The 18,455-nt window shown below is 50.5% G+C and carries 15 protein-coding genes; 11 read left to right on the forward strand and 4 right to left on the reverse strand.

Annotated elements, in window-relative coordinates; genetic code table 11:
* Nucleotides 1–18: 18 nt before the first annotated feature.
* From DFR42_RS00500 to flgL, 9 genes are all read left to right on the forward strand, one after another.
* Nucleotides 19–693: a flagellar hook assembly protein FlgD gene (locus DFR42_RS00500; protein ID WP_110253007.1), complete on the forward strand. Its 675-nt coding sequence runs from the start codon at nt 19–21 to the stop codon at nt 691–693.
* 72 nt (nt 694–765) lie between these two features.
* Complete coding sequence (flgE, locus tag DFR42_RS00505) at nt 766–2,103, forward strand: flagellar hook protein FlgE (protein ID WP_110253008.1); 1,338 nt, start codon at nt 766–768, stop codon at nt 2,101–2,103.
* A gap of 75 nt (nt 2,104–2,178) precedes the next feature.
* Nucleotides 2,179–2,919 (forward strand): flagellar basal-body rod protein FlgF, encoded by a 741-nt coding sequence (flgF, locus tag DFR42_RS00510; protein ID WP_110253009.1) that lies wholly within the window; start codon nt 2,179–2,181, stop codon nt 2,917–2,919.
* A gap of 91 nt (nt 2,920–3,010) precedes the next feature.
* On the forward strand, nt 3,011–3,793 hold the full coding sequence (flgG, locus tag DFR42_RS00515) for a flagellar basal-body rod protein FlgG (RefSeq protein WP_110253010.1): 783 nt from the start codon (nt 3,011–3,013) through the stop codon (nt 3,791–3,793).
* 42 nt (nt 3,794–3,835) lie between these two features.
* Nucleotides 3,836–4,501: a flagellar basal body L-ring protein FlgH gene (locus DFR42_RS00520; RefSeq protein ID WP_110253011.1), complete on the forward strand. Its 666-nt coding sequence runs from the start codon at nt 3,836–3,838 to the stop codon at nt 4,499–4,501.
* Nucleotides 4,502–4,560: 59 nt separating this feature from the next.
* Entirely contained in the window at nt 4,561–5,649 is a 1,089-nt protein-coding gene (locus tag DFR42_RS00525) for a flagellar basal body P-ring protein FlgI (RefSeq protein WP_245936852.1), read from the forward strand.
* Nucleotides 5,650–5,658: 9 nt separating this feature from the next.
* On the forward strand, nt 5,659–6,576 hold the full coding sequence (gene flgJ, locus DFR42_RS00530) for a flagellar assembly peptidoglycan hydrolase FlgJ (protein ID WP_110253013.1): 918 nt from the start codon (nt 5,659–5,661) through the stop codon (nt 6,574–6,576).
* A 105-nt stretch (nt 6,577–6,681) separates the two neighbouring features.
* Nucleotides 6,682–8,940, forward strand: a complete 2,259-nt coding sequence (gene flgK / locus DFR42_RS00535; RefSeq protein ID WP_110253014.1) for a flagellar hook-associated protein FlgK — start codon at nt 6,682–6,684, stop codon at nt 8,938–8,940.
* Nucleotides 8,941–8,948: 8 nt separating this feature from the next.
* On the forward strand, nt 8,949–10,175 hold the full coding sequence (gene flgL, locus DFR42_RS00540) for a flagellar hook-associated protein FlgL (protein WP_110253015.1): 1,227 nt from the start codon (nt 8,949–8,951) through the stop codon (nt 10,173–10,175).
* A gap of 103 nt (nt 10,176–10,278) precedes the next feature.
* Here flgL and DFR42_RS00545 read toward each other — a convergent pair whose 3' ends face one another.
* The 3 genes from DFR42_RS00545 to DFR42_RS00555 all read right to left on the reverse strand — a co-directional run bounded on the left by DFR42_RS00545 (nt 10,279) and on the right by DFR42_RS00555 (nt 14,379).
* Entirely contained in the window at nt 10,279–10,548 is a 270-nt protein-coding gene (locus DFR42_RS00545; RefSeq protein WP_146218763.1) for a hypothetical protein, read from the reverse strand.
* 133 nt (nt 10,549–10,681) lie between these two features.
* A complete protein-coding gene (locus DFR42_RS00550) occupies nt 10,682–12,952 on the reverse strand; it encodes an OPT family oligopeptide transporter (RefSeq protein ID WP_245936777.1) in 2,271 nt (756 codons plus the stop codon).
* Nucleotides 12,953–13,110: 158 nt separating this feature from the next.
* Nucleotides 13,111–14,379 carry an MFS transporter gene (locus DFR42_RS00555; RefSeq protein ID WP_245936778.1) on the reverse strand — a complete coding sequence of 423 codons (1,269 nt, stop codon included), beginning with the start codon at nt 14,377–14,379 and terminating at the stop codon, nt 13,111–13,113.
* Between the two features lie 496 nt (nt 14,380–14,875).
* Between DFR42_RS00555 and DFR42_RS00560 the strand changes: the two genes are divergently transcribed.
* Nucleotides 14,876–15,736: a DUF1653 domain-containing protein gene (locus tag DFR42_RS00560; protein WP_342766827.1), complete on the forward strand. Its 861-nt coding sequence runs from the start codon at nt 14,876–14,878 to the stop codon at nt 15,734–15,736.
* A 49-nt stretch (nt 15,737–15,785) separates the two neighbouring features.
* On the opposite strand, the gene DFR42_RS00565 is transcribed toward DFR42_RS00560, so the two are convergent.
* Nucleotides 15,786–17,294 (reverse strand): peptide MFS transporter, encoded by a 1,509-nt coding sequence (locus tag DFR42_RS00565; protein ID WP_211324099.1) that lies wholly within the window; start codon nt 17,292–17,294, stop codon nt 15,786–15,788.
* Between the two features lie 167 nt (nt 17,295–17,461).
* On the opposite strand from DFR42_RS00565, the gene DFR42_RS00570 reads away from it, so the two are divergent.
* Nucleotides 17,462–18,451 carry an XdhC family protein gene (locus DFR42_RS00570; RefSeq protein ID WP_110253020.1) on the forward strand — a complete coding sequence of 330 codons (990 nt, stop codon included), beginning with the start codon at nt 17,462–17,464 and terminating at the stop codon, nt 18,449–18,451.
* Nucleotides 18,452–18,455 lie beyond the last annotated feature (4 nt).

Consider the following 18,455-nt stretch of genomic DNA (forward strand, 5'->3'; position numbering starts at 1 on the left):
TTCTGTAAGGAATAGATCATGGCTACCAGTGGCGTACAAAGCAGCACCGTTGATCCAGCATTGCTGACAACGATGAACGGGGCAAAAGCTTCGACGAATTCGACAGAAGATGCGAAAAACACCTTCATGACTTTGCTGGTGACCCAGCTCAAGAATCAAGACCCGCTGAACCCTATGGACAATGCCCAGGTGACGAGTCAACTGGCGCAATTGTCGACGGTTTCGGGCATCGACAAGTTGAATGCTTCTGTCACTGCGCTGGGAGCCAGTTTCCAGAGCGGGCAAAACCTGCAGGCTGCCAATATGATAGGCCACGGTGTAATTGCACCGGGCAATGCCATGATAGTCACAGAAGGCAAGGGTATTTACGGCGTTGAATTGCCACAGGCTGCTACTAAGGTAGATGTGGTGATACGTGACAGCTCAGATGCTGTCGTCAGGAAAATAAGCCTGGGCGCCTTGCCACAGGGTGTGAATACCCTGACCTGGGATGGCAAGACCGACGCCGGTACCACAGCTGCCAATGGCGCATACAAATTTGAATTTGTCGCCAATGCAGCAGATAAAAAATTGACGACCACCAGTCTGGCATTTGGCGTGGTGTCGAGCATTACCTCAAGCTCCCAGGGCTTGAAGCTCAGCTTGCCAAATATTGGTGATATCAGTATGAATGATGTAAGACAAATCTATTGATCCTTGGAGTAATCCTGTATCAAATCCTGCAGTAAAAAGTGAATGAACTAGCCTAAGTAAGGGAGAAATATCATGGGTTTTCAACAAGGACTGAGTGGACTTAATGCCGCTTCCAAATCCCTGGATGTGATTGGTAATAATATTGCCAATGCCAGCACCGTGGGTTTCAAGCAAGGACAAACGCAATTTGCCGACGTTTATGCCAACTCGCTGAATGGCTCTTCCGCAGGTACTGTGGGTATTGGTACCAAGGTATCCGGCGTTGTGCAGCAATTCACTCAGGGGAATATCTCGACGACGAATAACCCGCTTGATATTGCGATCAACGGTGGCGGCTTCTTCCGCATGTCGACCAATGGCGCAATTACCTATACACGCAATGGCCAGTTCCAGCTGGACAAGCTGGGTAATATCGTCAATGCACAGGGTGCGCAATTGACGGGTTATGTGGCCAATGCTGCGGGTGTTTTGTCTACCGGTGCTGCTGCGCCTATCAATATCAATACAGCTGATATTCCACCAGCACAGACAGCAACCATCAATGCCGTCATGAACCTGGATTCACGCAAACTGGTTCCGGGTACGCAATTGCCAGTGACTATCCCACCAGTGATTACGCCTATTGCGTTTAGTCCAACAGATCCAACGACTTATAGTAGTTCTACCTCAATCGCTGTGTTCGACAGCTTGGGTAATTCACATGTGGTCCAGTCATTCTTTGTGAAGCGCGACAATATTAACCCGGCTCCTCCAACTCCACCTGTCACCATAGAATGGGATGTATTTGCTACGGTAGACGGCGTTCTGATTGCAGGTGCTGGTGCCACCGCGAATTCCGTTACCCGCCTCGGCTTTGATAATCTGGGTAGATTGAGTAATGTGACGCCACAGTTTTCTGCAACTGATCCGCGTGCAACCACGTTGACAGTGCCTGTCAGTACAGGTGCGGTGACGCCAATTAATACGACGCTGGATATCAAATACGATTTCACCGGCACGACGCAATTCGGTTCTGATTTCAGCGTCAGTAAGAATACCCAGGATGGTTATGCCTCCGGCAAACTTGCAAAGTTCAATACGGCCAAGGATGGCACTATCGTCGGTAGCTACACCAACGGCAAGACTGCAGTGCTGGCGCAAGTTGTCCTGGCGAATTTCACCAATCCTAATGGCTTGCAATCGACTGGTGACAATCAGTGGATAGAAACAGCAACCTCTGGCAATGCGCTGGTCGGGCCACCAAATTCTGGCGCACTGGGAACCCTGACTTCGTCTGCAACAGAAGATTCCAATACTGATTTGACAGGTGAACTGGTGAACATGATCACGGCACAACGTGTCTATCAGGCCAATGCGCAGACCATTAAAACCCAGGATCAGGTTTTGCAGACGCTGGTTAACCTGCGTTAATAGTGAAGTTTTTTATCTGCATTGATATGTGTGTTTTAAACCGTATCTTAAACTTTAAGAGAACAGGAGCAGCTCATGGATAGACTGGTATATACCGCGATGACCGGTGCCAAGCATATCCTTGAGCAGCAGGCCACCGTTTCACATAATCTGGCAAATGTCTCGACGACTGGTTTTCGGGCGCAACTGGATTCTTTCCGTGCCGTGCCAGTCAAGAGCGATGGCTTGCCTACCCGCGCCTTTGTCGTCGATGCTACGGTAGGCACGGATTTTTCTACTGGTGCCATGCAAATCACGGGCCGTGAGCTGGATGTGGCAGTGCAGGGCAAGGGCTGGCTGGCGGTGGAAATGCCGGATGGAACAGAGTCATTCACTCGCCACGGCAGCCTGAAAATCAACGAGAACGGTATCTTGCAAACCCAGAGTGGCCTGAATGTTGTGGGTGATGGCGGGCCTATTACTGTACCGCCCGAAGTATCAATTGCCATAGCCAAGGACGGTACGGTATCGACTGTCCCCACTGGCACCACGCCAAACGCGGTGCAGGTCATAGGTCGTCTGAAACTGGTCAACCCGCCTGAAGAGAATCTGGTGCGGGGCGATGATGGCTTATTCAAAACCAAGGATGGTACAGCCGTTGATGCCGATCCCCTGGTGGGAGTGGCTGGCGGCATGCTGGAAAACAGTAATGTGAATGTCGTCGAATCCATGGTCAATATGATCAACCTGGCGCGCAGCTTTGAAATGCAAATGAAACTTTTGCAGAATGCCGAGAATAACGCCACTAAAGCCAGTCAGATCCTGACTTTGAGTTAAGTGCTTATGTAGCACAATAGCCTTGTAGAAGTCTTTGCTATCAACATCAATCAGGCAAAGTAAAAACACGCAAGGCAAAAAGGGGAAAGCAATGATACGTTCACTATGGATAGCCAAGACTGGTCTTGATGCGCAACAAACGCAGATGGATGTCGTGTCCAATAACCTGGCCAACGTCAGCACCAATGGCTTCAAGCGTTCACGTGCCGTGTTCGAAGATTTGCTGTACCAAAATATACGCCAGCCTGGCGCACAAAGTTCACAGCAAACACAATTGCCTTCTGGTTTGCAATTGGGTGTTGGTGTCCGCCCAGTGGCGACAGAGAAGATTTTTACACAAGGTAATTTGCAGCAAACTGGTAATAGCAAGGACGTGGCAATTCAGGGCCAGGGCTTTTTCCAAGTGCTGATGCCGGATGGTACGACTGGCTATACCAGGGATGGTTCTTTCCAGACCGATAGCCAGGGACAACTGGTTACCTCCAGCGGCTTCGTGATACAGCCAGCGATTACCATTCCTGCCAATGCACAATCCATCACCGTTGCGCGTGACGGCACAGTGTCTGTGACACAGCCAGGTTCGGTCGCTCCGGTACAGGTTGGCTCTTTGCAGCTCGCCACTTTTATCAACCCAGCTGGTTTGATGGCACTGGGTGAAAACCTGTATGTGGAAACTGCGGCGTCGGGCAATCCTGGCACCAATACCCCCGGCACCAATGGCGCGGGTTTGCTGGTGCAAAGCTTTGTTGAAACTTCCAATGTCAATGTGGCGGAAGAGCTGGTTAACATGATACAGACCCAGCGCGCTTATGAAATCAATAGCAAGGCAATCACCACTTCAGACCAGATGTTGCAACGTCTGTCACAACTCTGATCTCTGATACCTGATTTATGCTTTCTGGCGAATGAGTACATCATGACTTATACAAAATTATTTTTATTGTTTCCTGTGCTGGCATTGACGGCATGTGCCATGACGCCACCACCTATCGTGCATCAGCCTACATCAATCCCCGCGCAATCGGCTAAGCCACAAAGACAGGCGAACGGCGCAATTTTCCAGCAGGCGAGTTATCGCCCCTTGTATGAAGATGCCAAGGCACGCATGGTCGGCGACATATTGACAATTTCCATCGTCGAAAAAACTTCAGCAGGCAAAGCGGCGGCAGCTTCAAACAGTAAAACTGGTGCAGCCTCTTTTGCAGCACCTACCGTATTTGGTGTCCCTGCGACTACCACGGCACAAGCTGCTCTGGCGACATCTTCATCGACCAAGTACGATGAAAAAGGTGCACAAACTGCCAGTAATAATTTCACCGGCACGATTGCTGTGACGGTGATCGATGTCATGCCAAACGGTAATTTGCTCGTCAGCGGTGAGAAGCAACTGGCCTTTGATAAAGGGGCAGAGTTTGTGCGCTTTTCTGGTGTCATCAATCCCACCACCATTGCTGCTGGCAATGTGGTCGCTTCTACACAGGTTGCTGACGCACGTTTTGAATACCGTTCAACTTCGCGACTCGATACGACTGAAATGAGTTCCATGCTGTCACGGTTTTTCCTTAGCTTCCTTCCTTTATAGTGAATGGTCAGGGTAGTTTTATGAGCGCACTTTTCCCATCAAAAATGATCAAGGCTGTCATGCTGGCCATGGCGGTAATGGTCGCACTGATCGCACCGGAAAGTCGTGCAGAGCGCATCAAGGACCTGGCCAGTATCCAGGGCGTGCGACAAAATCAATTGCTGGGTTATGGCCTGGTGGTAGGTCTGGATGGTAGTGGTGACCAGACTACGCAAACCCCATTTACTGTACAAAGCATCATCAGCATGATGCAGCAACTGGGTGTTGCCATCCCGGTTGGAACCAGCCTGCAATTAAAGAATGTGGCTGCGGTCATGGTCACCACTTCCTTGCCTGCATTTGCCCAGCCCGGGCAGACTCTGGATATTACCGTTTCATCCATGGGTAATGCAAAGAGCTTGCGTGGCGGTACTTTGTTGATGACACCATTAAAAGGTGCAGATAACCAGATTTATGCGATGGCACAAGGCAATGTGCTCGTCGGCGGTGTTGGAGCTGCTGCCAATGGCAGCAAAGCACAGGTGAATCATTTAAGCGTAGGTAAAATTTCTTCCGGTGCGACGGTGGAGCGGGCTGTGCCAAATTCTGTTGCGCAAGGCACCAGCGTACAGCTGGATTTGAATACTTCTGACTTTTCTACTGCCAGCCGTGTTGTGGATGCCATTAACCGTCGTTTTGGTCCGGATACCGCAGCAGCGATGGATGGCCGTGTGATACAGGTGAAAGCACCGGTATCTGCCGATCAGCGCGTGGCATTTTTGGGTAATCTGGAAAACATCGACGTGACACCCGCACAGATGGCGGCTAAAGTCATCCTGAATGCCAGGACAGGTTCTATCGTCATGAACCAGGCTGTGACACTGGAAACCTGTGCCGTCGCACATGGCAACCTGTCTGTCGTGATCAATACAGATAATACAGTTAGCCAGCCAAATGCCCTGGCTGCAGGACAAACAGCGCCTACAGCCAATTCAACAGTGAGCATTACTAAAGATCCGGGTCAGTTATTGATGCTGAAAGCGGGCGTGTCTTTGGCTGAAGTGGTAAAGGCACTCAATGCGATTGGTGCTACGCCGCAAGATCTGCTGTCGATACTGCAGGCAATCAAGGCATCTGGTGCCTTGCGCGCCGACCTGGAAATTATCTAAGGAATCGTGATGATAGGGCGCACCGATTTCACTGACAGAACGGCCTTCGACACCAAAGGTCTCGATGAGCTCAAGCAGTCGGCCAAAAATAATTCGCCTGAAGCGATCAGGGGGGCTGCCCAGCAATTTGAAGCCTTGTTCATGAACATGATGCTGAAGTCCATGCGTCAGGCTGGTGGCCAGGACGGCCCTTTCGATAGTGAACAAAGCCGCATGTACACTTCCATGCTGGATCAGCAATTGTCCCAGACTATGGCCAAGAAGGGAGTTGGTCTGGCAGATGTGCTGGTCAGGCAACTGTCCAATAATGCCATGAACCAGGCGCTGGAAGCTGATACCGCGAATAAACCTGGAGGGATGGGCGGTCCTGCCAGTTCAGCCAGTGTGCGAGGCATCAATAATTATCTGGATAATCTGAAGTTCGAGCAAATGCCAGCGAATGCGCCCAAGACGGCGTTCACCGGTCCAAATCATGTCCGTGAGTTCCAGGAGAAACTCACAGCGCATGCTGAACAGGCCAGTCAGGAAACTGGTATTCCTGCGAAATTCATGCTGGGTCAGGCTGCTTTGGAAAGTGGCTGGGGACGGCGGGAAATCAAGACCGCAGATGGTTCAAGCAGCCATAATATTTTTGGTATGAAAGCGACCAAAGGCTGGAAAGGTAAAACAGTTGATGCCGTTACAACAGAATATGTCAACGGTGTTGCTCAGCGCAAAGTCGAAAAATTCAAGGCTTATGATACTTATGCCGATGCATTTAAAGATTATGCAAAATTGATCACGAAGAACCCACGTTATGAAAACGTGATGGCTAATGCCAAAGATGCAACAAGCTTTGCTCAGGGCTTGCAAAGAGCCGGTTATGCAACCGATCCTGAGTATGCCAACAAGTTAACAAAAATCATCAAAAATTCCCTTTCAACATAAGTTGTCCCAGTGAAAGTGTAATCAGATTAAAGTTTTGCAGAAACTCACCGAAAACATGATTGATAGCACTGGGTAGCTAACTTAGCAAAAAGAGCAGGTTCAATTATGGGTTCAAATATATTTGGCGTAGGCAAATCAGCCCTGGCAGCAGCTCAGCTGGGTATAGTCACGACCGGCCACAATATTGCCAACGCATCAACCCCAGGTTATAACCGCCAAACCATACTGCAAGCTGCGAATGAACCGCAAAATCTTGGTGGTTCATTCATAGGGCAGGGTGTTTCAGTCACCCAGATACAACGCCAGTACAATTCCTTTTTGAGTAATCAGGTCAATGCATCGCAGTCTGCCAAAAATCAGGCGGATGTCTATTATTCACAGATCAGCCAGATCAATAATCTGGTGGCAGACCCGACTGCAGGCGTTACGCCTGCCTTGCAGGACTTTTTCAAGGCTTTCCAGAATCTGGCTGCCAGCCCGAATGGCACGGCTGGTGCTGCCGCCCGCCAGGCAGCGGTATCTTCTGCGCAATCACTGGCCGGACGCTTGAATGGTTTGCAGACGCGTCTCGATCAAATTTCTGCCGATGTGAATGGACAGATAGAATCGACTGTCGGCGCTATCAATAGTTATGCGTCACAATTGGCTAATTTGAACGATGTCATTGAACAAGCCCAGGGCATATCCAGTAGCAGTAGCGGCCCGAATGATTTGCTTGATCAGAGAGATCAGCTTGTTACTGAGTTGAGCAAGCTGACCAAGGTCAGCGTTGTACCGCAGGGTGCCAAATATAATATATTTATAGGCAATGGTCAGCCTTTGGTTCTTGGTAGTGATGTCACCAAATTGCAAGTCAGCCAATCATTGACTGATCCAACCCGTACTCAGGTGTCGTATGTTACCAATGGTGCCAATGTGCTGTTGCCGGAAAATAGTTTCGGTGGTGGTAAACTGGGTGGCCTGTTTGATTTCAGGTCCGGCACTCTTGATACAGCAAGAAATGGGATAGGGCGTATCGCCATTGGCATTGCAACCCAGTTTAATGACCAGCAAAAGCTGGGCCTGGATTTGAATGGCCAGGTCGGCGGTAATTTATTTAATATCGGCGGGCCTATCTCCACGCCAAGTTCACTGAACACGTCGACCGCGGCTATTAATGCCACGATCACTGATACTTCAGCCTTGACGACCAGTGATTATCGCCTGCAATTCATAGGTGGTAATTACAAGATCACGCGCTTGTCGGATGGTGCTTCACAGACTACGACAAACTTGCCTTTGAAATTTGACGGTATCAATTTTCAGCTGGCGCCACCTCCAGCCGCAGCGGTTCCTGCTGCCGGCGATGAATACCTGATCAGACCAACGGCTGCTGGTGGTTCCAGCATATCTGTCGCTGTTCAGGACCCGGCCAAGCTGGCGGCGGCTGGCCCGTTGAATACGTCTTTCCCTACAACAAATACCGGCACTGGTAAAATCAGTGCGGGTGTAGCCAACTCGCAAGTGGCTACGGCCAGTAATTCAGCAACAGCAACCATAGGCCCGGCAACGGCTGATGATTCATTTATTGGATCTACACTGACTGCGCCAGTGACACTGACATTTGCCTCACCGGCCAATACCCTGACTGGTTTTCCTGCGGGGGCGACTGTGTCCGTGAAGGTGGGGGCGGTCACTACTAATTACCCACCACCGGCAACAGTGCCCTATACCAGTGGTGCAACGATCAGCTTTAGTGGTATCAGCTTTGCCATCTCTGACGGTGCTGCGCCTCCTGCCAATGGCAATACTTTTACACTGTCAGCCGCATTGCCAGTGGCAGCGTCTACCCTGACCTATAATTCGGCTGGTAATACCTTGACTGGCTTCCCTGCTACAGCCAATGTAACAGTGACAAATGGCAGTACTTCAACGACTTATCCTGCAGGTTCAGCAATTCCATATACTGCCGGTTCTACTATCAGTTATAACGGCATCAGTTTTTCTGTCTCTGGCAGTCCTGCCAATGGGGATGTATTTAATGTAGGCCCGAATACCAATGGCTCTGGTGACAACCGCAATGCCGTTATCCTGAGCAGCTTGCAGACACAAAATACCATAGGCGGCAAAACCACGACTTTCCAGGGTGGTTATGCCCAGTTCGTCAGTCTGGTTGGTAACAAGGCACATGAAGTAGAAATTACCAGCGCCTCAGAAACCAAGTTGCTGGCGCAGAACATTACTGCGCAACAGACAGAGTCCGGCGTTAATCTGGATGAAGAAGCCGCCAATTTATTACGTTACCAGCAGGCTTATCAGGCTGCTGGTAAATTGATGCAAATAGCAAGTACATTGTTCGATGCCTTATTGGCCTTGGGCAGATAGAGGTAATCATGCGTATCAGTACTAGTACCATATATCAATCCGCTGGCACCAGAATTAGCGACTTGCAGGTAAGTGTGAACAAGATTTCACAGCAAGTCTCATCTGGCCGCCGTGTGCTGACTCCTGCTGATGACCCTATTGCATCTGCAAGGGCATTGGTAATTTCCCAGTCTGACTCCTTGAATACCCAGTTTGCGACTAATCGTCAGGCGGCAAGAAATAATCTGAGCGCATCTGAAAGTGTATTGAGTAATGTCACTGATACCTTGCACAATATTAAAACCCTGATCGTCAAGGCAGGTAACGGTACGTATACAGATGCCGAGCGTGGTTTTATCGCGCAGGAATTGCAGGGCAATCTTGACCAGTTGTTTGGACAGGCCAATGCGACTGATGGTACTGGCAATTATCTGTTTTCCGGCTTTAATACCACGACAGCGCCATATTCAAAAAAAGCAGGTGGCGCGACTTATAATGGTGACCTGGGACAAAGATTTATCCAGGCGGATTCTTCCAGGCAAATACCTTTGAGTGGCCCTGGTACTGACATTTTTGAGAATATCCGTACCTCGCCAGGGCAGTTCAATGTCCAGCCTAATCCCTCAAATGCTGGTCTGGCAGTGGCTGCAGCCACCATCAATGTACCCACCTCGGCGAATTTGACAGGCAATAATTACGAAGTCGCCTTCGATAACCTGGGTACTTCATTTACTGTCACCAATAAAACCACCAATACAGTTGTGGTGCCATTAACACCTTATGTCAGCGGCACACCGATTACCTTTGATGGCATAGATTTGAGTGTCACCAATGCGGTTGGGCCACCAGTCAGTGCGCCGGGGCCAGGTGACAAGTTCACTGTGCAGCCTGGCAACCAGAATATTTTCGAGACTGTAACCGATATCATCAATGCCCTGAATATACCGGCCGGTACAGCGACTGCAAAAAAAGAACTGACTGCAGCACTGAATCAGGGTAATAACAACGTCGACAAGTCACTTAATAATATATTGACTGTACGTGCGCAACTGGGTACCAGCCTCAAGGAACTGGACGACCTTGATACAGAAGGAGATGCCAAGGGCGTAGCCTTCAAGCAAGACTTGTCTGCTCTGCTGGATCTGGATTATGCCGTGGCCCTGACTGAACTCAGTCAGCAACAAGTAACTTTGCAGGCAGCACAGCAGTCTTTTGTCAAAACTTCTGGATTGTCATTATTTGACTATATTCGCTGATTAATTTGACATCAGTTTAAAAAACAAAAGCAGCCCAGGCTGCTTTTTGTTTTTTGTTATTCCACTTTTACATTGCACTTATCTGTGCCTGAATAAGTGTCATTTAAATTTTTTCCATATCTTCTGCATCCAGTGCAATCACATGGGTTTGCATGATGCCGTGTTCATCGTGCCATTCACGTACTACGCAGGGCGCTCCTTCTTCATCCATGTCTATGACTTTGAAGAACTGACCTATCATTGATTCAATCAGGATACGTTCATCTGCAGGGAAACTCTTGATAAATCTTTTGTCGAGATTGACTACGCGTACGATATCGCCCACGACGACGGGCTGGTTTTTGCAATCGACAGCGGTTTGAGGTGCAGACATGGCTATTTCCGGTAAATTATTTTCAGATATTGTACTTGGTCTCTGCCATTCTGCAGCAGGCAAAATAAAAAGGCTTGATTGTTTCAAACAATCAAGCCTTCAGATCCCAGACTTTATATCCTGGAAATTATAGTCAGGAAGCTTTCTTTTCCCGTGCTACCCAATACAGGGCAAAGGCAATCAAAAGATAAGGGATCATGGACAATGCATTGGCATTGGCACCTTCAAAGAAGGGGTTGTTTGCCGTAGCCCAGTCACCAATTTTCTTGTCGAAATCGGTCAGGATGCCTGCTGTGAATGCAATCACAATACCAGCCAGCGCGCCACCGGCTATGTAGCCAGATGACAGCAAGACACCAGAGCTACGGTCACCCGCTGCCTGTTTCTCTTCTTCACTGAGATTCTTGTTGTGCTCAAGCTTGTTATTACGACGGTCTACTGCCCAGCGTATCATGCCGCCGACAAACAGAGGGGCAGAGGATGACAGCGGCAAATACACGCCCACTGCAAAGGCCAGCGACGGGATGCCTGCCATTTCCAGTACCAGTGCAATCATTACGCCAAACAAGACCAGGGTCCAGGGCAGTTGTTGGTCAAGAATGCCCTTGATGATGTAAGACATCAGCACGGCTTTAGGCGCATCATATTTCTTGACTTCAGTGCCATCAGGGCGCTTGTTGTAAGCACCATTGATACCCGGGTCAACCAGATAGACCGCCTTGCCTGCATTATCAACAAAGTATTTACCAGCAGGGCCGCCGACATTGTCATTCTTGTGCCAGACCTTGTAAGTACCTTTGTCTGTATCAGCTTGCGGGCCTTGCAGTTGTGCAGTGTCGGTCAATTTTGATGCATCTGTCTGCAGAGCAGGGGCAACCTGAGCTGCTGGTACATACACAGTGCCGGAGTCATTCAACTTCAACAGGATAGGGCCAAGAATCAGAGCAGACGACAGGGCACCAGCCAGGATCGCATATTGCTGCAAACGCGGTGTCGAACCGACGATGTAACCGGTTTTCAAATCCTGTGACGTCGTACCAGCATTGCTGGAAGCGATACAGACTATTGCACCAACAGACAGGGCAGTCACATAATACTGACCACCAGTCCAGCCCATGATCAGGAAGATCAGGCAAGTGAACAGCAGAGTCGCCACCGTCATGCCAGAGATGGGGTTGGAAGAAGAACCTATCTCACCCGTCAGGCGGGAAGAGACCGTGGCAAACAGGAAACCGAATACCAGGATTAACAAGGCACCCAGGAAATTCATGTGCAGCGGTGTCGCAAATGTAATGACAGCGATAATGGCCAGCGCGCCGATGACAACCCACTTCATCGGGATATCCTGATCAGTGCGTAAGGGCGCAGTCGCTGCTGCAGCACCTTTGCCCAGACCAGACAAGCCAGCCGACAGACTGCGCCAGATCGTAGGCATAGCGCGTGCCAGACTGACCAGGCCACCGGCAGCAACAGCGCCAGCGCCTATGTACAGGATATAAGCACCACGCACATCATGTGAACTCATTTCACTGATGAGCTTGGTTCCAGGGGCCAGAGGTACACTCAATGCGTCACCAAAGAACTTGATCATTGGTATCAGCAGAAGATAAGACATGACACCGCCGGCTGCCATCACGGCGGCAATGCGCGGGCCGATGATATAGCCTACACCCAGCAATTCAGGCGATACTTCTGCACCCAGCGAACCACCTTTCAGTGGTGCGCCAAATACAACTTCCGGCGTATCTTTCCAGCCTTTGAGGGCAACGTTGGCTATCTTGTACAGCAGGCCGATACCAAAGCCGCCAAAGATAATCGCGGCACGCTTGCTGGCATCATCTGCTGCATTTGGATTATTCTTTTCACCGGCAGCTTCGCGGGAAGAGTCGGTCGCTGCTGCCTTCAAGACCTCGGCACATGCCGTACCTTCAGGGTATTTCAGCTCATCGTGCTTTTCCACAATCATGGTTCTGCGCATGGGGATCATGAGCAAGATACCCAGCAAACCGCCGAGGCAGCCCACCAGCATGACACGGGAAATTTCCAGATCAAAACCCAGGATCAGGATGGCTGGCATGGTTACGCCCAGGCCAAAGGCCAGGGATTCACCAGCGGAACCTGCGGTCTGGGTAATACTGTTTTCCAGGATGGTCGCGTCTTTTGCGCCCAGCTTGTTACCTAGGCGGAACAGGGTGATGGCAATGACGGCTACCGGTATCGAGGCACTGACGGTCAGGCCGACCTTGAGTACCAGATACAAGGATGATGCACCGAAAACCATGCCAAGTAATACGCCCATGATCAGGGCTCTTGCGGTCATTTCGGGAAGGTGGGCTGAGGCCGGGATATAGGGCTTGAACCCTGAGCCCGGCTTGGCAGCGGGTGTTGACATTTCTGTTGGCATTGGTCTACCTATTGTTGTCAAAAAGGCTGAATAAGAGGGTGATCCATTTTCAGCGTGGCGAATAAACAATCCCCCTCTATCTCCTGAGGGGGATCGATGAAAAAACATAAATATTCGCGCATTATCACGCTTTTTTCAGCCTGTTTGCAATGCCATCCTTAAACTTGTTGCATCTCCTCTTGTTTACTCAGGCGTGGCAAGGCCGTAATGCCGCGGATGATGGGGTTTTTTGCTGCAAGTATCGCCAGCAGCAGGGCGGCACCACCGGCAAAGCCCAGGGCATAACGCAAACCCATATGCTCACCCAGCCAGCCACCGATCAAGGCGCCAGGGCCTGCCGGTATCAATATCAGCCAGCGCATGGTGCTGGTCATGCGGCCCAGCATGGCTTCTGGTGTAACTGCCTGACGCAAAGCCAGGAAGTTAATGAAGATCAGCACGCCACCTATGGAGAAGCACATCAGCATGAAACCAAATGCCGCGATACCCCAGTTATTGGCAGGTGCCAAAGCCAGCAAACCCCAGCCCAGGCCGCAGACTGCCACGCCCAGCACCATGCAGGGACCAGGGCCGATGTCACGGCTGATACGGCTGCCATATACACTGGCGATAATGGTACCCACACCCATGCCCATGTAACTGAGACCAACTGCCTGCTCGGACAAGCCCAGCTCACGCGTGGCAAACAGGATTTGTACAACCAGGGCCGCGTTGTAACAAAGCTGCCAGCCACCCACCGTCAGTGCCAGTGCGATGAGCAAAGGTTTATTGGCGACAAAGGACAGGCCCGCCTTCAAGTCACGCCAGAAATGTGCGTCTGCACGTGGCTCCCTGACTTCATTGACATGTATGCCACGCAGGATCAGGGCCGAGGTCAGCAGCAGAATAGCATCTGCCAGCAAGGCTATCGGCGCACCTAGCAGCTTGATCAATGCACCTGCCGTAGCAGGGCCAGCAACTTCAGCCCCTGAGGTTGCCAGGGCATTTTTTGCATGCGCTTCCACCAGGCGGTCACGCGGCACGATCTGTGTCAGTACGATTTGTGAAGCCGTACCTGCCGTGGTATTAACCATGCCTATCATGAAACCAACTATATATAACCAGCTCATGTTCAGGTAACCCAGCCACCAGGCCACAGGTACGCTGGCGACCGAGATGGAAATCATGATTTCGCCAACTACATATACCGGCAACTTGCGCACCCTGTCCAGCCATACTCCAGAGGGCAGCGACAGCAAGACAAAAGGCAGGATTTCCATAAAGGTCAGCATGCCCATCTGGGTGGCACTCGCGTGCAGCAGCAGGGCGGCAGTCAGCGGCAGGGCCAGCATGGTGACCTGCGCACCAAATGAGCTGATCAGTATCGATGTCCAGAGACGCCGATAGACAAGATCGCGTAATAAATCCCGTTCCGGGAGTGAAAACATGTCTAAAATTTTATTTTTCATGATGAGCAATACAATAATTTGCCCGTGTCTTTATTCTTGACGAGATGAATAGCAGTACACAGGTCTGGGCGTCTATGCGCAACCAGGATGTAGCAAAAAAAGCAAAGATGGATGACAGGTAATATCTGGTATGGCGTGGTATTGCCATGTATTGCCTGAAATTGCTGGGTAAGCCGGGCAATGATTACTACCGTATCATCGGGGCATCTGGCGAATTGCGCAGATTAGTCAAACTAATTAATAGGACTAGTTGGACCGGGTAGGGCTTTGGGCATGCGCAAAGCTACGTCGCCAGTGCTGAAAAGCCTGGTTGCACCACGGTGTTGCTAGTGACGCTGTAGTTTGCAAGTGCATTTACCCGAGTCCTGAGGATAGAAAGTGAATGAAAATTAAGGAGCATCACAGATTTTTATTGACGCACAGTGCATATAGATTGTATTGCTCTTCATAAGTTCCCGCTAGTGAAAAAAATATGATGTTTGAAAAACCTGTAGTCATGATTGACTTTGAAACCTCCGGCATGTCACCAGACCAGGGAGGGCGCGTTACCGAAGTGGCAGCCTTGCGCATAGTCGGTGGCGAAATAGTTGACCGCTATGTCAGCCTCATCAACAGCAATGTGCGTATTCCTTATTTTATTACCGAATTGACAGGCATTACCCAGGCTATGGTCGATAAAGCACCGCCAGCATCTGAAGTATTGCCTGAACTCGTGGAGTTTATCGGTACTGATGCGCTGGCTGCCCACAACGCCAGTTTTGATGAAAAATTTTTAATGGCCGAGAGTGACAGGCTGGGCTTGTGGCCTGCCCATGATGGCGTGATTTGCTCCGTCAAGCTGGCGCGCAGGGTGTTTCCTGGCTTGAGTACCTATTCATTGGGGCCGCTGGCGGCTTCCATGGGCATACGTTTCAAGGGTTCTGCTCATAGGGCAGAGGCTGATGCAGAAGTGGCATCTGCCCTGATGCTGCGGATTGCCAGTGAACTGGGGCAGCGTTATGGCTATTCCTCGATAGACCCGCGCTTGTTACAGGATATTAATAAACTGGCAGCGGTGAAAGTGCCTGCATTTTTGAAAAAACACAGAGCCGCTGAGATCGCGGCTGATGCTGCACCCGTACCCTCGATAAAGACAAAAGGCGTTCAACGATTTCGCCACTACAAAGGCGGGATTTATGAACTGGTGTGTGAGGCAACGCAAGAGTCTGACTTCAGCCCTGTCATTGTCTATCGCTCACATGATGGTTCTATCTGGACCAGACCCAGATCGGTCTTTTTTGAAATGCTGCAGATCAATGGCGCAGAAGTTATGCGCTTCACGCCCATCAAGGAATAAAAAAGGCGGGCACATTGCTTCGTGCCCGCCTTACCTGCAACTTTTCTTGTTATGCAGGCTTGGCTTGCGCAGCTGCGTTCACTGCTGCTGACGTAGCATTGGCAGGCCCATCCGTAATCAGTTTGCGCAAGACAGGTATCAGGATGATGAGCACGACGCCAACGCCAACACTACCCCAGCCCAGCAAAGAGAAGATGTAGTTATAAGTTGGATTGGTGGACGATGCCAGACCTTCTGTCGCCTCTGGTATCAGGCCTGAGAAATTACTGGCCAGAATGGAAGCAGTGCCAGTCACCAGCATCCAGGTACCCATCATGACGCCCTGGTATTGACGTGGTGCCAGTTTGCCTATCATGGCATAGCCGATAGGGGAAATCAGCAATTCAGCAATACTTTGCAGGATGTAGCTGATGAATATCCATTTGAAAGCCACCAGACCATTACCGGCAGCAGTCGCAATGCCAATTGGCAGGACAAGGAAACCAAGGCCGATGATGACCAGTGCGGCAGAGAACTGACGCGGGATATCGATATTCCAGCCCTTGGCACGCAGCTTGTCGAACAGCATCGCCATCAACGGGCCGCCAAACATGATGACGAAGCTGTTGATGTTTTGTATCCATTGCGGCGCAACTTCATAACCCCAGACCATACGGTCCACATTGTTGACCGCAAATAATTGCAGACCCATCGGCGCCATCTGATACAGCGTCCAGAATACCAGCGAACCTACTGTCAGCAAGACATAGGCCGTCATATTATTGCGCTCGCGGCGCTCTTTATGAATGACGGTGAGGAAAATGAAGATGGCGGCAATCGCAATGCTGACGATCATGACCAGGTTACCTGTCATTTCTGCGCGATGCAGCATGAATTCGACCAGCGGCACCAGGCCAACCATGATAGCGAGACCGACCAAAAAGCGCATGCGAAACTGTTTGGCAGTGGCGTCCAGCAGTGTGGTGTTCAGGTCGCATAACCTGCGCCAGTTAAGCGCTGCCAGCACGATAGCCATGAAATTGCCTATGGTGGCAAAGATGAAGAGACTGGCGTAGTCCTCCTGCAACTGGTAATAACCGGCAGCGGTGAAGCCAATAAAAAAGCCCAGGTTCATGCCTGCATAATTCCACAGGAAGGCGCTTTCACGGCGATTGTCTTCTGGCTTGAAGCGCTGCGTCAGCATCAGGTTAAGGCAGGTGACGTTCAGGCCGCTGCCGGTCAGGAAAAAGGCCAGGCCCCAGTACATTGTCGCCGACGTACCCATGGAAATAGTCGCGCAGCCTATCACTTGCAAGATCATGCCGCCAACAAACAGGTTGCGGTTGCTGATAAATCGACCGGCCAGATAACCACCAAACAAATGCAGACCATAATTGAAAGCGCCAAACACACCCATGATGGCCGTGGCATCCTTGACGGTGAAACCCAGCTTCTTGGTCGCATACAGCACCAGGGTGGAATACAGGACAGCAAAGCCCAGTGTGGCGAATATCTGTATGAAAAACAGTGCGCCTGCGCCTTCGGGTACGGCAGCCAGTCTTTGTTTGATTGTGGACAAGGTGGTCTCCAGAGTGGTGGTCTGGCAGGCATTGTAAAGCAAAGAAATACTGGAAATAAGACAATTTGTATAGATAATTTCTATGGGAAAGGTCAAAGTCAAAAACATGCGAAAATGAATGATAGTCAAGTCAGCTCAAATCTGAATCAACAAGATCATAGGAAGCAATGGACAGCATAGATCTCGAAGTACTAAAAACCTGTGATGCATGGATCAAGGCAGGACAGCCCTGTGAACTGGTCACTGTCATCAAGACCTGGGGTTCCAGTCCAAGGCCCGAAGGCGCGACACTGGCGATTGCAGGCAATGGACAGGTAGTCGGTTCTGTCTCTGGCGGATGCATAGAAGACGACTTGATAGAAAGAGTGCAACGTGAAGGCATGCAGCGTCATTTGCCAGAGATAGTCACTTACGGTATTACCGCCGATGAAGCGCACCGTTTTGGTCTGCCCTGTGGCGGCACGATAGAACTGGCAATAGAACCCTTATCCGCACGCAGCCAACTTGATGCCTTGTTGCAGGGTTTGCAAAGACATGAACTGCTGGCCAGACGCCTGGATTTGCACACTGGGGAAGTGACACTTGCGAGTGCCGACCCTGGCCAGCAATTGCAGTTTACCGAAGATGCCTTGACAACCGTGCACGGGCCGCGCTGGCGTTTGCTCATCATAGGGGCAGGGCAGTTGTCACGCTTTTTGGCCAGTATCGCAGTTGGTATGGATTATCAGGTCACGGTTTGCGATCCGCGTGAAGAATACCGCAGTGGCTGGCAAGTCGAGGGCGTGCAATTGATTCACGCTATGCCCGACGACCTGGTATTGGAAATGCAACTGGATAGTCGCAGTGCCGTGGTCGCCCTGACGCATGACCCAAAGCTTGACGATCTGGCACTCATGGAAGCCTTGAAGTCTGATGCTTTTTACGTCGGCGCCATAGGTTCGCGCATTAATAATGCCAAACGACGTGAGAGATTAAAAGAGTTTGACCTCAATGATGAGCAATTGGCAAAGCTCCACGGCCCTATAGGTTTGTATATAGGCAGCAAAACACCTGCCGAGATTGCGATTTCCATACTGGCTGAATTGACGGCGGTAAAAAATCGCATCTTGCTGCCTGCGGAAGTTAATGTCGCCCATGCCAAATCCACGCTGGCCTGATTTT

The sequence above is a fragment of the Undibacterium pigrum genome, assembly GCF_003201815.1.
GTDB classification, from domain to species: Bacteria; Pseudomonadota; Gammaproteobacteria; order Burkholderiales; family Burkholderiaceae_D; genus Undibacterium; species Undibacterium pigrum.

What these genes read in the sequence shown, in the direction of transcription:
- DFR42_RS00500 (WP_110253007.1), top strand. Translation starts at nt 19, where the DNA reads ATGGCTACCAGTGGCGTACAAAGCAGCACCGTTGATCCAGCATTGCTG.
- flgE (WP_110253008.1), top strand. Translation starts at nt 766, where the DNA reads ATGGGTTTTCAACAAGGACTGAGTGGACTTAATGCCGCTTCCAAATCC.
- flgF (WP_110253009.1), top strand. Translation starts at nt 2,179, where the DNA reads ATGGATAGACTGGTATATACCGCGATGACCGGTGCCAAGCATATCCTT.
- flgG (WP_110253010.1), top strand. Translation starts at nt 3,011, where the DNA reads ATGATACGTTCACTATGGATAGCCAAGACTGGTCTTGATGCGCAACAA.
- DFR42_RS00520 (WP_110253011.1), top strand. Translation starts at nt 3,836, where the DNA reads ATGACTTATACAAAATTATTTTTATTGTTTCCTGTGCTGGCATTGACG.
- DFR42_RS00525 (WP_245936852.1), top strand. Translation starts at nt 4,561, where the DNA reads ATGCTGGCCATGGCGGTAATGGTCGCACTGATCGCACCGGAAAGTCGT.
- flgJ (WP_110253013.1), top strand. Translation starts at nt 5,659, where the DNA reads ATGATAGGGCGCACCGATTTCACTGACAGAACGGCCTTCGACACCAAA.
- flgK (WP_110253014.1), top strand. Translation starts at nt 6,682, where the DNA reads ATGGGTTCAAATATATTTGGCGTAGGCAAATCAGCCCTGGCAGCAGCT.
- flgL (WP_110253015.1), top strand. Translation starts at nt 8,949, where the DNA reads ATGCGTATCAGTACTAGTACCATATATCAATCCGCTGGCACCAGAATT.
- DFR42_RS00545 (WP_146218763.1), bottom strand. Translation starts at nt 10,548, where the DNA reads ATGTCTGCACCTCAAACCGCTGTCGATTGCAAAAACCAGCCCGTCGTC.
- DFR42_RS00550 (WP_245936777.1), bottom strand. Translation starts at nt 12,952, where the DNA reads ATGCCAACAGAAATGTCAACACCCGCTGCCAAGCCGGGCTCAGGGTTC.
- DFR42_RS00555 (WP_245936778.1), bottom strand. Translation starts at nt 14,379, where the DNA reads ATGTTTTCACTCCCGGAACGGGATTTATTACGCGATCTTGTCTATCGG.
- DFR42_RS00560 (WP_342766827.1), top strand. Translation starts at nt 14,876, where the DNA reads ATGTTTGAAAAACCTGTAGTCATGATTGACTTTGAAACCTCCGGCATG.
- DFR42_RS00570 (WP_110253020.1), top strand. Translation starts at nt 17,462, where the DNA reads ATGGACAGCATAGATCTCGAAGTACTAAAAACCTGTGATGCATGGATC.